This is a genomic window from Streptomyces endocoffeicus, from assembly GCF_016741935.1.
GTDB classification, from domain to species: Bacteria; Actinomycetota; Actinomycetes; order Streptomycetales; family Streptomycetaceae; genus Streptomyces; species Streptomyces endocoffeicus.
Genome location: NZ_JAERRG010000007.1, coordinates 1 through 13,421, shown reverse-complemented (window position 1 = coordinate 13,421; position 13,421 = coordinate 1). Strand labels below are relative to the sequence as shown.

The 13,421-nt window shown below is 72.0% G+C and carries 12 protein-coding genes; 4 read left to right on the top strand and 8 right to left on the bottom strand.

Annotation, left to right across the window (positions count from 1 at the left end; all coding sequences use genetic code 11):
• Nucleotides 1-100 precede the first annotated feature (100 nt).
• Genes JK364_RS18695 through deoC form a run of 3 tightly spaced genes read right to left on the bottom strand, consistent with a single transcriptional unit; the run spans nt 101 to nt 3,428 of the window.
• Nucleotides 101-994 carry an aldehyde dehydrogenase family protein gene (locus JK364_RS18695; RefSeq protein WP_201852264.1) on the bottom strand — a complete coding sequence of 298 codons (894 nt, stop codon included), beginning with the start codon at nt 992-994 and terminating at the stop codon, nt 101-103.
• Entirely contained in the window at nt 987-2,420 is a 1,434-nt protein-coding gene (locus JK364_RS18690) for an aldehyde dehydrogenase family protein (protein WP_201852263.1), read from the bottom strand. Before JK364_RS18690 ends, JK364_RS18695 begins: the two co-directional genes overlap by 8 nt.
• A 6-nt stretch (nt 2,421-2,426) precedes the next feature.
• Nucleotides 2,427-3,428 (bottom strand): deoxyribose-phosphate aldolase, encoded by a 1,002-nt coding sequence (gene deoC / locus JK364_RS18685; RefSeq protein WP_201852560.1) that lies wholly within the window; start codon nt 3,426-3,428, stop codon nt 2,427-2,429.
• Between the two features lie 137 nt (nt 3,429-3,565).
• Here deoC and JK364_RS18680 point away from each other — a divergent pair, with 137 nt between their 5' ends.
• Entirely contained in the window at nt 3,566-4,249 is a 684-nt protein-coding gene (locus tag JK364_RS18680) for a PH domain-containing protein (protein WP_201852262.1), read from the top strand.
• A 25-nt stretch (nt 4,250-4,274) separates the two neighbouring features.
• Here JK364_RS18680 and JK364_RS18675 read toward each other — a convergent pair whose 3' ends face one another.
• From JK364_RS18675 to JK364_RS18665, 3 genes are all read right to left on the bottom strand, one after another.
• Nucleotides 4,275-6,110 carry a phospho-sugar mutase gene (locus tag JK364_RS18675; RefSeq protein ID WP_230992170.1) on the bottom strand — a complete coding sequence of 612 codons (1,836 nt, stop codon included), beginning with the start codon at nt 6,108-6,110 and terminating at the stop codon, nt 4,275-4,277.
• A 274-nt stretch (nt 6,111-6,384) separates the two neighbouring features.
• The gene (locus JK364_RS18670) at nt 6,385-7,206 is read right to left on the bottom strand and encodes a purine-nucleoside phosphorylase (RefSeq protein ID WP_201852261.1); all 822 of its coding nucleotides are present in this window, start codon (nt 7,204-7,206) and stop codon (nt 6,385-6,387) included.
• 169 nt (nt 7,207-7,375) lie between these two features.
• Nucleotides 7,376-7,813 (bottom strand): gamma-glutamylcyclotransferase family protein, encoded by a 438-nt coding sequence (locus JK364_RS18665; protein WP_020870716.1) that lies wholly within the window; start codon nt 7,811-7,813, stop codon nt 7,376-7,378.
• 136 nt (nt 7,814-7,949) lie between these two features.
• On the opposite strand from JK364_RS18665, the gene JK364_RS18660 reads away from it, so the two are divergent.
• Both JK364_RS18660 and JK364_RS18655 read left to right on the top strand, forming a co-directional pair.
• Nucleotides 7,950-9,398: an NAD(P)H-quinone dehydrogenase gene (locus JK364_RS18660; RefSeq protein WP_201852260.1), complete on the top strand. Its 1,449-nt coding sequence runs from the start codon at nt 7,950-7,952 to the stop codon at nt 9,396-9,398.
• 137 nt (nt 9,399-9,535) lie between these two features.
• Nucleotides 9,536-10,519, top strand: a complete 984-nt coding sequence (locus JK364_RS18655) for a DeoR/GlpR family DNA-binding transcription regulator (protein WP_230992169.1) — start codon at nt 9,536-9,538, stop codon at nt 10,517-10,519.
• Nucleotides 10,520-10,682: 163 nt separating this feature from the next.
• Here the strand turns inward: JK364_RS18655 and JK364_RS18650 are convergent, their stop codons facing one another.
• Nucleotides 10,683-11,276, bottom strand: coding sequence for a TetR/AcrR family transcriptional regulator (locus tag JK364_RS18650; RefSeq protein ID WP_201852258.1), 594 nt, complete (start codon nt 11,274-11,276; stop codon nt 10,683-10,685).
• A gap of 147 nt (nt 11,277-11,423) precedes the next feature.
• Here JK364_RS18650 and JK364_RS18645 point away from each other — a divergent pair, with 147 nt between their 5' ends.
• Nucleotides 11,424-12,602: an alpha/beta hydrolase gene (locus JK364_RS18645; RefSeq protein ID WP_201852257.1), complete on the top strand. Its 1,179-nt coding sequence runs from the start codon at nt 11,424-11,426 to the stop codon at nt 12,600-12,602.
• A 137-nt stretch (nt 12,603-12,739) separates the two neighbouring features.
• On the opposite strand, the gene JK364_RS18640 is transcribed toward JK364_RS18645, so the two are convergent.
• Nucleotides 12,740-13,421 (bottom strand): biotin/lipoyl-containing protein (locus JK364_RS18640; protein WP_201852256.1); only part of this gene is annotated, 682 nt, incomplete at its 5' end.

The following is a 13,421-nucleotide window of genomic DNA, read 5'->3' as shown; positions in this document are numbered from 1 at the left end:
GGTTCCTCGCAACCTAACTGTCGATGAAATTGTTGACAATATGTGCGACGAAAAAGCCCCCGCGAAGTCCGGGGTGCGGACGGTGCGGGGGCGCGTCGGGCTAGACGCCCATCGGGTGCCAGACGGTCTTCGTCTCCAGGAAGGCCAACAGCCGGGCCGTGCCGGGGTCCGCGGCCCAATCCACAGGCTGTGGACGCAGGACGCGCTTGAGGTTGTCCGCCGCGGCCTTCTCCAGCTCGGTCGCGAGCTCCGCGTCCGCGCCCGCGAGGTCGATCGCGTTGACGTCCTGGTGCGCGGCGAGGGGCGCGGCGATCTCCGCCGTGCGGCCGGACAGGACGTTGACCACGCCGCCGGGGAGGTCGGAGGTGGCCAGGACCTCGGCCAGGGAGAGGGCGGGGAGTGGGGCGCCCTCGGCGGCGGCGACCACCGTCGTGTTGCCCGTGACGATCGCCGGGGCGATCACCGACACCAGGCCCAGGAACGACGAGTCCTGGGGCGCGAGGAGCGCGACGACGCCGGTCGGCTCGGGGGCGGAGAGGTTGAAGTACGGCCCGGCCACGGGGTTGGCGGACCCGGCGATCTGGGCCGTCTTGTCGGACCAGCCCGCGTACCAGACCCAGCGGTCGATCGCGGCGTCCACGACGGCGGCGGCCTTGGACTTGCCAAGCCCCTCCGCGTCGCCGACCTCCCGCGCGAACTGGTCGCGGCGGCCCTCCAGCATCTCGGCGACGCGGTAGAGGATCTGGCCCCGGTTGTAGGCGGTGGCCCCCGACCAGCCGCCGAACGCCTTGCGCGCGGCGACGACCGCGTCCCGGGCGTCCTTGCGGGAGGCCAGCGGGGCGTTGGCCAGCCACGTGCCCTTTCCCGCCGCGCCAGCGGCTGATGTCGCTGTGGTCACCTCGTACACCCGCCCGCTCTCGGACCGGGGGAACTTGCCCCCGACGAACAGCTTGTAGGTCTTGAGCACGGAGAGTCGGTCGTTGCGGTCAGACATCGAGGTATGCCTCCAGGCCGTGCAGGCCGCCCTCGCGGCCATATCCGGACTCCTTGTAGCCGCCGAACGGGGAGGCCGGGTCGAACTTGTTGAAGGTGTTGGACCACACCACGCCCGCCCGGAGCTTGTTCGCCATCCACAGGATGCGCGAGCCCTTCTCCGTCCAGATGCCCGCCGACAGCCCGTACGGCGTGTTGTTGGCCTTGGCCACGGCCTCTTCGGGGGTGCGGAAGGTGAGCACCGAGAGCACCGGGCCGAAGATCTCCTCGCGGGCGATCCGGTGGGCCTGGGTGACGCCGGTGAAGAGGGTGGGCGCGAACCAGTAGCCGGAGCTGGGCAGTTCGCACTGAGGGGCCCAGCGCTCGGCGCCCTCGGCCTCGCCCGCGTCGGCCAGGGCGCGGATCCGGGCCAGCTGCTCGGCGGAGTTGATGGCGCCGATGTCGGTGTTCTTGTCCAGCGGGTCGCCGACGCGCAGGGTGTTCATCCGGCGCTTGAGCGCGTCGAGCAGCTCGTCCTGGACGGACTCCTGGACCAGGAGGCGGGAGCCCGCGCAGCAGACATGGCCCTGGTTGAAGAAGATGCCGCCGATGATGCCCTCGATCGCCTGGTCGATGGGGGCGTCGTCGAAGACGATGTTCGCGGCCTTGCCCCCGAGTTCGAGGGTGACCTTCTTCCTCGTACCGGCGACCGTACGGGCGATGGCCTTGCCGACCTCGGTGGAGCCGGTGAAGGCGACCTTGTCGATGCCTGGGTGGGCGACCAGCTCGGCGCCGGTCGAGCCGTCGCCGGTGACGATGTTCACCACGCCCTTGGGCAGGCCCGCCTGGCGGCAGATGTCCGCGAAGAACAGGGCGCTCAGGGGCGTGGTCTCGGCGGGCTTCAACACCACCGTGTTGCCGCAGGCGAGCGCCGGGGCGATCTTCCAGGCCAGCATCAGGAGGGGGAAGTTCCAGGGGATGATCTGACCGGCGACGCCCAGGGGCCGGGGGTCCGGACCGTAGCCTGCGTGGGCCAGCTTGTCGGCCCAGCCCGCGTAGTAGAAGAAGTGGGCCGCGACCAGGGGCAGATCGGCGTCGCGCGATTCGCGGATCGGCTTGCCGTTGTCCAGCGACTCCAGGACGGCCAGTTCGCGGGAGCGCTCCTGGATGATCCGCGCGATGCGGAAGAGGTACTTGGCGCGCTCGGAGCCGGGGAGCGCGGACCAGGTCTCGAACGCCTTACGGGCGGCCTTGACGGCGCGGTCCACGTCCTCGACGCCTGCCTGGGCGACCTCGGAGAGGGCCTCCTCGGAGGAGGGGGAGAGGGTCTTGAAGACCTTGCCGTCGCCCGCCTCGGCGAACTCCCCGTCGATGAACAGGCCGTAGGACGGGGCGATGTCGACGACCGCGCGGGACTCGGGTGCGGGCGCGTACTCGAAAACTGGCATGGGGTATCAGTCCACCGTCACGTAGTCGGGACCGGAGTACCGGCCGGTGCTCAGCTTCTGGCGCTGCATGAGCAGATCGTTGAGCAGGCTGGAGGCGCCGAAGCGGAACCACTCCGGGGAGAGCCACTCGTCGCCCAGCGTCTCGTTGACCATCACCAGGTACTTGATCGCGTCCTTGGTGGTGCGGATGCCGCCCGCGGGCTTCACGCCCACCTGTACGCCCGTGGCGGCGCGGAAGTCGCGGACCGCCTCCAGCAGGACGAGGGTGACGGGCGGGGTCGCGTTGACGGCCACCTTGCCGGTGGAGGTCTTGATGAAGTCCGCGCCCGCGAGCATCGCCAGCCAGGAGGCCCGGCGGACGTTGTCGTACGTCTGGAGCTCACCGGTCTCGAAGATGACCTTGAGGTGGGCCGCCGTGCCGCTGCCGTCCTCGCGGACGCAGGCCTCCTTCACCTGCCGGATCTCCTCGAAGACGTCGAGGTAGCGGCCGGAGAGGAAGGCGCCGCGGTCGATCACCATGTCGATCTCGTCGGCCCCGGCGGCGACCGCGTCCCGGGTGTCGGCCAGCTTGACCGGCAGCGAGGCCCGGCCGGAGGGGAAGGCGGTGGCGACGGCGGCCACCTGGATGCCGCTGCCGGTCAGGGCCTCCTTGGCGGTGGCCACCATGTCGCCGTAGACGCAGATCGCCGCGACCTTCGGGGCGGTGCGGTCGGTGGGGTCGGGGTTGATCCCCTTGGCGCAGAGCGCCCGGACCTTGCCCGGGGTGTCGGCACCCTCGAGGGTCGTCAGGTCGATCATCGAGATCGCCAGGTCGATGGCGTACGCCTTCGCCGTGGTCTTGATCGAGCGGGTGCCGAGGGTCGCGGCACGGGCCTGCAGGCCGACCGCGTCGACGCCCGGCAGGCCGTGCAGGAAGCGGCGCAGTGCGCCGTCGTCGGCGGTCACGTCCGCCATCGACGCGAGTCGCTCCGCGGCCTCTTTGCCGTATGCGGGAACTGTGGTGGGCATGGTCACCAGATGAGCATATCTACGCGCGTAGTCGGATGTCACCCCCGGGCCCGGAATCGATCGGGGGCCGGGGGCGGGCGATCCCGGGCGTCCCCTGGGCGCCCCCCGCCCCGTGAGTGTGGTGCACAATCGGGCGCATGACGAGCCCGGACGACGACTCCACCCCCGCTGCCTCCAGCTCCGCATCGCCCGATTCCTCCGATGCCGAGACCGAGACCTTCTCGGACCGGATCTACCGCTCCCCGAGCGGTATCGCGGGCGGGGTGCTGCTGCTCGGGCTCAGCGGCTGGCTGGGCATCGACGCCATGATCCGGGGCGAGGGACGGACGCCGTGGCTGGCGCTGGCCGGGCTGCTGTTCGCGGTGCCGGTGGTGATCGCCTTCACGGTGCGCCCGGCCGTCTACGCGGGGCAGGACCGGCTGCTCGTCCGCAACCCGTTCCGTACGATCACGCTGCCCTGGGCCTCGGTCGACGGGCTGCGCGCCGGATACACCAGCGAGGTGCTCGCGGGCGGGGCCACGTACCAGCTGTGGGCGATCCCGGTCTCGTTGCGCCAGCGCAAGCGGGCCGCCCGGCAACAGGCCAGGGCGGCCTCCGAGGACCCCTTCGGCACGACGTCCGCCCATGTCGCGGCCGGCAAGTCCGACGAGGACCGCCGGGCCTCCTCCGACGCGGCGATCGGCGACCTGCGCGAGATGGCCGAACTCAACGCCCAGCGCGAGGGCGCCCAGGGGGCGCCGGAGGTGCGCTGGGCCTTCGAGATGATCGCGCCGACGCTGGCGGGCGCGGTGCTGTTGGGCGTCATGCTGGCGATCGGCTGACCCCGGGGCCCGCCGGGCCCGTGGGTCACTGATCGCTGTGGGCGACGGCGACGGGCTCGGCAGCCGATACGCCCGTGTCCGTGTCCGCGCCCGTGTCCGCGGTCGCGGATTCCGGGGGCTGGATTCCCGCCGCCACCGAAAGGTCCGTCTTGAGCGCGGCCAGCACGGTGTCCGCCGTGGCGCGGGCCGGAGCGAGGGCGTGGGCGGCGGGGACGTCGACGACCACCTCCAGGTAGCACTTCAGCTTCGGCTCGGTGCCGCTGGGCCGGACGACCACACGGGCGCCGCGGACGTTGCCCTTCCCGGCGAGCTGATAGCGCAGGCCGTCCGTCGGGGGCAGGGTGTCCGTGCCCCGCGTCAGGTCCTCCGCCGAGGTCACGGCGAGCCCCGCGAGCTCGGTGGGCGGCTGTCCGCGCAGCCGCTTCATCGCGGTGCCGATCACGGAGAGGTCGGTGACCCGGACGGACAGCTGGTCGGTGGCGTGCAGGCCATGGGCCACCGCGATGTCGTCCAGCAGATCGGCGAGGGTGCGGCCCTGCTCCTTGAGCTCCGACGTCAGCTCGGCCACGAGCAGCGCGGCCGTGATGCCGTCCTTGTCGCGTACGCCGTCCGGATCCACGCAGTAGCCGAGCGCCTCCTCGTACGCGTAGCGCAGCCCGTCCACCCGGGCCAGCCACTTGAAGCCGGTCAGCGTCTCGGCGTACGGCAGCCCCGCGTCGTCCGCGATCCGGGACAGGAGCGACGAGGAGACGATCGTGGTCGCGAAGGCACCACGGGCGCGCTTGTGGACGAGGTGGGTGGCGAGGAGCGCGCCGACCTCGTCCCCGCGCAGCATCCGCCAGCTCGCGGCGTCCGTGGGGGCCGTGGGATTCGTGATCGCGGGGATGGCGACGGCGCAGCGGTCGGCGTCCGGGTCGTTGGCGATGATGATGTCCGGCGCGACCCTGCGGGCCGTGGCGAAGGCCAGGTCCATCGCCCCCGGCTCCTCCGGGTTGGGGAACGCGACGGTCGGGAACGCCGGGTCGGGCTCGGCCTGCTCGGGCACGACCGCGGGCTCGGGGAACCCGGCACGGGCGAACGCGGCGGTGAGGGTCTCGCGGCCGACGCCGTGCAGCGGGGTGTAGACGACACGGGCGTTCCGGGGCGAACCCTGGGTGAGAACGGCGTCGGTCCGCGCGAGGTACGCCTCCAGGACGTCGTCGTTCAGCGTCTCCCAGCCGGCCTCGGGCCGGGGCACATCGTCCAGGCTGCGGATCGCCTCGATCTCGGCGGCGATCTCGGCGTCGGCGGGCGGCACGATCTGGGAGCCGTCGCCGAGGTAGACCTTGTAGCCGTTGTCGCGGGGCGGGTTGTGGCTCGCGGTGACCTCGACTCCGGCGATCGCGCCGAGGTGGCGGATGGCGAACGCGAGCACGGGCGTGGGGAGGGGGCGGGGCAGGACGGCGGCGCGGAAACCGGCGCCGGTCATGACGGCGGCGGTGTCGCGGGCGAACTCGGCGCTCTTGTAGCGGGCGTCGTACCCGACGACGACGAGCCCTTGACCGTGCCGATCGTCCTGGCCGCCCTGGCCGCCCTGGCCGCCCTGGTCGTCCTGGCCGTCCTGGGCCTGATGCGTGCGCAGATACGCGGCGAGCCCGGCGGCGGCGCGGATGACGACGGCGCGGTTCATCCGCATGGGCCCGGCCCCGAGCTCACCCCGGAGACCGGCGGTACCGAACTGCAACGTGCCGGAGAACCGCTCGGCGATCGCGTCGACGGCATCGTCCTGGAGCAGTTTCCCGAGCTCGTCCCGCGTCTCTGGATCGGGATCCTCGGCAAGCCATGCGCGAGCCTGTGCGATGAGATCGGGCTCCGTGGCCATGGGGGCCTCCTGGGGGGTGGTCGTATGGGTTGCGGGGCGCGGTGGTGGTCGCTGGGGTGCACGGCGGGTCCGTGGTGGGTGCCGGGGCCCCGCCCCGTACCCACAACGAAACCGGCCGCGCACCCTGGGCAACCCCGGCCCGCCCCGCGCACCCCGGTCCGCCCGGGGCCCCGCACCCCGGGACCCGCGCCCGCCCCGCGTACCTCGCGCATCGCTGTTCAGTTAGCCAAGGGGTGAGTACCCGCGCCGGGCGCCGTGACGCCGCTCCCGGGGGTCAGAGGCGGTCGAGGACCTGGGACAGCAGGCTGCCCATGCGGGAGGCGGAGTCGCGGCCCGCCTGGAGGACCTCCTCGTGGTTGAGGGGCTCGCCCGTCATACCGGCCGCGAGGTTCGTCACCAGGGAGATCCCGAGAACCTCCGCGCCCGCCTCGCGCGCCGCGATGGCCTCCAGGGTCGTGGACATGCCCACCAGGTCGGCCCCTATCGTGCGGGCCATGTTGATCTCCGCCGGAGTCTCGTAGTGCGGCCCGGGGAACTGGGCGTAGACGCCCTCCTCCAGGGTCGGGTCGACCTGCTGGCACAGGGCGCGCAGCCGCGGCGAGTACAGGTCGGTGAGGTCGACGAAGTTGGCGCCCACGATCGGTGAGGTGGCCGTGAGGTTGATGTGGTCGCTGATCAGTACCGGCTGGCCGGGGCGCATGCCCTCGCGGAGGCCGCCGCAGCCGTTGGTGAGGATGATGGTCTTGCAGCCCGCGGCGACGGCGGTGCGTACGCCGTGTGCGACGGCGGCGACACCACGCCCCTCGTAGTAGTGCGTACGGCCGAGGAAGACCAGCGCCCGCTTGTCGTTGATCCGGTACGACCGGATCCGGCCCGCGTGGCCCGCGACGGCGGGTGGCGGGAAGCCGGGCAGCTCGGTGACGGGGAACTCGTGCTCGGGCGCCCCGAGGGCGTCGGTGGCGGGGACCCAGCCGGAGCCCAGCACCAGCGCGACGTCGTGGGTATCCGCGCCGGTCAGCTCGCGCAGGCGGGTGGCGGCGGCGTCGGCGGCGGCGTGCGGGTCGCCCTGATTGTCCCAAGAAACTGATGCGTTCACGCGCACGAGGGTAGCCGGTAACTGCCTACGCGCGTAGACGGAGTCCGCCGAGGTGTTCGGATCGTTGCATTGCCGCCGGGCGCACGGCCGGACCCATGCGTTGCGTTGCGTCCGGGCCAACCGGGCCAACCGGGAAACCAGGAAACCAGGTCAACCGGACCCACCGGACTCAGCAGGGACGCTTGCGCAGCTCCATCACATAGTCGTGCGGCGCCCCCGCCGACTCCGCCGCGTCGGCGATCTCACCCAGGTAGCGAGCCGAGGGCAGTCCGCCCTCGTAGCCGTTGAGGACGTAGAGCCAGGCGGCCTCGTCGCCGTCCAGGGTGTGGACGCGGATCCGCATCCGGCGGTAGATGTCGAGGCCGACGCCCTCCCAGCGGTCCATGGAGTCCTCGTCCATGGGGGCGATGTCGTAGAGGGCGACGAAGACCTGGGAGCGCGGGGCCTCCACGATCGTGGGGAGGGCGCCTTCCCAGCCCATCTGCTCGCCGCCGAAGGTGAGGCGCCAGCCGTTCAGCCAGCCCGTTCCGCGCAGCGGGGAGTGTGGTGCGCGGCGGGACATCAGCCGCGCGTCGAGGTTGCCGGCGTACGCGGCGTAGAGCGACATGGGTCTGAGGGTACGGGAGTGGGGTGGAACGGCCCTCGGGGTGGGAGGTTTGGCGGGAGGTTCGGGGAGAGGTTTCGTACGGTGGTCGCCCCCGCGAAACCCCCCGGGCTGAAGGCATTCGAACCGGTGCGGGACAATGGAGCATGTGACTCGGATCGTGATCATTGGTGGCGGACCCGGCGGCTATGAGGCGGCGCTGGTCGCCGCGCAGCTCGGCGCGGAGGTGACCGTCGTCGATTGCGACGGTCTGGGCGGGGCGTCGGTGCTCACCGACTGTGTGCCGTCGAAGACGTTGATCGCCACCGCAGAGGTGATGACGACCTTCGACTCCTCCTACGAGGAGCTGGGGATCATCGTCGCCGACGACACCCCGCCGCTGGAGCAGGCGGCCCGGGTGGTCGGCGTGGATCTGGGCAAGGTCAACCGCCGGGTGAAGCGGCTCGCGCTCGCCCAGTCGCACGACATCACGGCCTCGGTCACCCGGGCCGGCGGCCGGGTCCTGCGCGGCCGCGCGCGGGTGGAGCCGCAGCAGTCGCTGGACGGCTCGCGGCGGGTGATCGTACGGGCCGCGGACGGCAGTGAGCAGACGCTGGTGGCGGACGCGGTGCTGCTGGCGACGGGCGCCCACCCGAGGGAGATCCCGGACGCGAAGCCGGACGGCGAGCGGATCCTGAACTGGACGCAGGTGTACGACCTGGACGAGCTCCCCCAGGAGCTGATCGTGGTCGGTTCCGGTGTCACGGGCGCGGAGTTCGCGGGTGCCTACCAGGCGCTGGGGTCGAAGGTCACGCTGGTCTCCAGCCGGGACCGGGTGCTGCCGGGCGAGGACCCGGACGCGGCGGCGGTGCTGGAGGACGTCTTCCGGCGCCGGGGGATGAACGTGATGTCCCGGTCCCGGGCGCAGGCCGCCAAGCGGGTGGGGGACCGGGTGGAGGTCACGCTCTCGGACGGGCGGGTCATCTCCGGAACCCACTGTCTGATGGCGGTCGGCTCGATCCCGAACACGGCGGACATCGGCCTGGAGGAGGCCGGGATCAAGCTGGCGGAGTCGGGGCACATCCTGACCGACAAGGTGTCCCGGACCAGCGCGCCGGGGATCTACGCGGCCGGTGACTGCACCGGTGTGCTGGCGCTGGCGTCGGTGGCGGCGATGCAGGGCCGGATCGCGATGTACCACTTCCTCGGGGACGCGGTGGCGCCGCTGAACCTGAAGACGGTCTCGGCGAACGTCTTCACCGACCCCGAGATCGCCACGGTCGGCTACTCGCAGGCGGACGTGGACGGCGGGAAGATCGACGCCCGGGTGGTGAAGCTGCCGCTGCTGCGCAATCCGCGGGCGAAGATGCAGGGCATCCGGGACGGCTTCGTGAAGATCTTCTGCCGTCCGGGCACCGGCATCGTGGTCGGCGGTGTGGTGGTCGCGCCGCGGGCGAGCGAGCTGATCCACCCCATTTCGCTGGCCGTGGACAATAATCTGACGGTGGAGCAGATCGCCAACGCCTTCACGGTCTACCCGTCGCTGTCCGGTTCGATCGCCGAGGTGGCCCGGCAGTTGCACACCCGGAAGACTCAGGAAGAGTCATAGACCCGGTCCTTATAGCACTTCGTGCCCTCACAGATGTACAACTTCTGCTAATTGGTGCAAGCTGCTGAAAACAGACGGTCGTTGGCGTTACTGTCAGTTTCGTGTTCGCTGCAGAACGTCGCCAATTGATCCTTGAAATGGTGCGTGCGAACGGAGCGGTGTCGCTCCGGGAGCTCGCCCGCGTCGTCCAGACCTCCGAAGTGACCGTCCGGCGTGATGTGCGGGCGCTGGAGGCAGAAGGACTGCTCGACCGCCGGCACGGCGGTGCGGTGCTGCCGGGCGGATTCACCAGGGAGTCCGGCTTCCCGCAGAAATCCCATCTAGCGACCGCGGAGAAGACGGCCATCGCCGATCTCGCGGCCGGTTTCGTCGAGGAGGGCGAGGCCGTCGTCGTCGGCGCCGGGACCACCACGCAGGAGCTGGCCCGCCGGCTCGCGCGGGTTCCCGGGCTGACCGTGGTCACCAATTCCCTGCTGGTCGCGCAGGCGTTGGCGCATGCCAACCGGGTCGAGGTCGTGATGACCGGCGGCACCCTGCGCGGCTCCAACTACGCCCTGGTCGGCAGCGGCGCCGAGCAGTCCCTCCAGGGGCTGCGGGTCTCGCGCGCCTTCCTGTCCGGCAGCGGGCTGACCGCCGAGCGCGGTCTGTCCACCTCCAACATGCTCTCGGCCAGCGTCGACCGGGCGCTGGTCCAGGCGGCGGCGGAGGTGGTCGTGCTCGCCGACCATACGAAGCTGGGCTCCGACACCATGTTCCAGACGGTGCCCACCGATGTGATCACCCGGCTGGTGACCGATGAGCCGCCCGCCCATGACGACCGTGCCCTGACCGAGCTCCAGGCCCTCGCGGACCAGGGGGTTCAGATCGCCGTGGCCGGGCCGGGCGCGGGGTCCGGCCCGGCCGGGGGCGGCGAGGGCGGCGGTTCGGCGGGACGGCAGTCGGGGCGGCTGGGTCCGTCGCAGGGCCGTGGCGGCGGAGAGGAGGGCCTGCCGCTGCCGGGGCCGCGCCGCAACCACCCCCACCCCCCGGGCGGGCCCGGCTCCGCCCAGCTGCGCACCGCGGTGCCGCTGGCGGAGCAGCAGCCGGGGCGGGTGGCGGACCTGGCGCCGCGCCGCCGCTAGCGACTGGCCGTCGCGGGTGTCAGCGGGCCGTGGGATCTTGCGGTCGGCTGGCCTTGCGACCCCGGTGTCAGCGGGCCGTGGGAACCGGGGGTCGGCGGACCTCGAGCCCCCGGTGTCAGCGGGCCTTGAGCGCCCGGTGTCAGCGGGCGTTGCGACCCCGGTGTCAGCGGGCCTTGAGGCCCGTGAAGGCCAGCGCCAGCAGCCGGTCGGCCAACTCCGGGTCGTCCGGCGACTGCTCCACGGCCAGTGCGATCGCGTTCGTGAGCTGCATCAGATCGGCGATGACCACATCGGACCGTACGGCACCGCTCTGCTGGGCGCGGGCGAGCAGTTCGCTGCCCGCCTCGCGCAGCGGCAGACCGCAGCCGCGGGACAGCTCCGAGGTCTCGTCGCTCGAGCACGCCATCAGGGCCTGGGAGAGCCCGCGGTAGGTGCTCGCGTGGTCCACGATGGCGCGCAGCCAGTCGATCAGCGCCTGACATGGCCGCGGCGCCTGGGCCAGCTCCCGCGACCGCTCCAGCAGGGCGCACATCTCGCCCTGGAAGACCGCGCCCATCAGCGCGGTGCGGTTCGGGAAGTGGCGATAGAGCGTGCCGATGCCGACGCCCGCGCGGCGTGCGATGTCCTCCAGCGAAGCGTCGGTACCGTGCTGGGTGAAGGCCATGCGCGCCTCGGCCAGCAGCCGCTCGTAGTTGCGGCGCGCGTCGGCGCGCATGGGGCGCGGTGGCGTCTGCGCCGTGGCTGTCTCGATCGCCATCGCGGTCCTCCCTGCCGTGCCTGCCCGTGAGTCAAGCATGCCATTTCGTGACCGGAGGCACGCCCTGGCCAGGCAACGCGGGCGACGGAGGCGGCATCAAACAGGGCGACGGCACCGTGCGTTGCGGTGCGCCGGAGTGGAAGAACAATGGGACTGACCAGTCGATCACTCGAGTATGTGATGATCGCCCTCGCCATGGCGTGCGTGGGGCTGACGCTCTGGCTGTGGCCGCGCTTCGCGGGCCGGGGCGTACGGGCGTGGGCGGGCCGGCTGGCCGCCCTCGTCGTGACCCAGTGCGCGATCGTGGCCGCCCTGGCCCTCGCGGTGAACAGCACCTTCCAGTTCTACGGGTCCTGGGGCGAACTGCTGGGCGAGGACGATGCGGCACCGGCGGCCCTGTCCCATGTGCAGGGCGGCGCCGCGGGGCCGGTCGGGGAGTCGGGCGGTCTGGTGCGGCCCGCCCCGCCGCAGGGGCTGAACACGGTGCACGGACTGCCGAGCGGGCCGCCCGCCAAGGCGGGCAAGGTCGAGTCGGTGCGGGTCCTGGGCCGCCGCAGCCAGGTGGCCACCCCGGCGTATGTCTATCTGCCGCCGCAGTACTTCCAGCGCCAGTACGCCCGGCAGCGCTTCCCCGTGATCGTGGCGATCAGCGGCTACCCCGGCGGATCCTTCCTGCTGGCCCAGCATCTGCGGCTGCCCCAGACCGCGGGCGGGCTGATCCGCACCGGGGCGCTGCAGCCGGCCGTCATCGTGATGGTGCGGCCCACCATCGCCCCGCCCCGCGACACCGAGTGCGTGGACGTCCCCGGCGGCCCCCAGGCCGAGACCTACTTCGCCCGGGACCTGCCGGAGGCGCTGCGGGCGCACTACCGGATCGGCCATGATCCGAGTGCCTGGGGTGTGCTGGGCTATTCGTCTGGTGGCACCTGCGCCCTTCAGCTGACCCTGCGTCATCCCAGCGTCTACAGCGCGGCCGCCGCCCTGTCGCCCGACTACCGCGTGGTCAACGACCCCACCACCGGCGACCTCTTCGGCCGGGGCCCGGCGGGCGAGCGCAGGAAGCGGGAGCACGATGTGCTGTGGCGGCTGCGTCATCTGCCCCAGCCGCAGGTGTCGGTGCTGGTGGCCTCCAGCCGCCGGGGCGAGTCCGACTACGGCGCCACCCGCGAGTTCCTGGCCGCGGTCCGGCCGCCGATGAGCGCGCAGTCGATCATCCTGGACCGGGGCAGCCACAACTTCCGCACCTGGCGCCGGGAACTTCCCACGGCCCTGCGGTGGATGAACGGTCAGCTGACCTTCCCGCAGGACGTGGTGCACGGCCGCTGAGCGGGCCGTACGCGACGACGGCGGGCCCCGGCCGGACATTCCGGTCGGGGCCCGCCGTCATGGGGCATGTGGTGGGGCGGTCAGCCCTCGACCTCCCCGTCAGTTCTCGATCTTCCCGTCAGTCCTCGATCTCCGCGTCAGTCCTTGATCTCGCAGATGACCGCGCCCGAGGTGAGGGACGCGCCGACCTCGGCGGCCAGGCCCTTGACCGTGCCCGCGCGGTGGGCGTTGAGGGGCTGCTCCATCTTCATGGCCTCCAGGACCACGATGAGATCGCCCTCGGCCACCGTGTCGCCCTCGTTGACGGCGACCTTGACGATGGTGCCCTGCATCGGGGAGGCCAGGGCGTCGCCGGAGGCGGCGGAGCCGGACTTCTTGACCGCCTTGCGCTTCGGCTTCTTCGAGCCGCCCACGGGGGCGGTGGCCACGCCCAGGGAGGCGGGCAGCGAGACCTCAAGCCGCTTGCCGCCGACCTCGACGACGACCGTCTCGCGGCCGGTGGGCTCTTCCGCCTCGTCCGCTCCGGCTGGGGTGAAGGGGGTGATGGTGTTGTTGAACTCGGTTTCGATCCAGCGGGTGTGGATGGTGAACGGTTCGCTGGTGAAGGCCGGGTCCGTCACGACCGCCTGGTGGAAGGGGATCGCGGTGGCCATGCCCTCGACCTGGAACTCGGCCAGGGCGCGGGCCGCGCGCTCCAGGGCCTGGGTGCGGGTGGCGCCGGTGATGATCAGCTTGGCCAGCAGCGAGTCCCAGGCGGGGCCGATGACGCTGCCGGACTCCACGCCCGCGTCCAGCCGCACCCCCGGCCCGGCGGGCGGG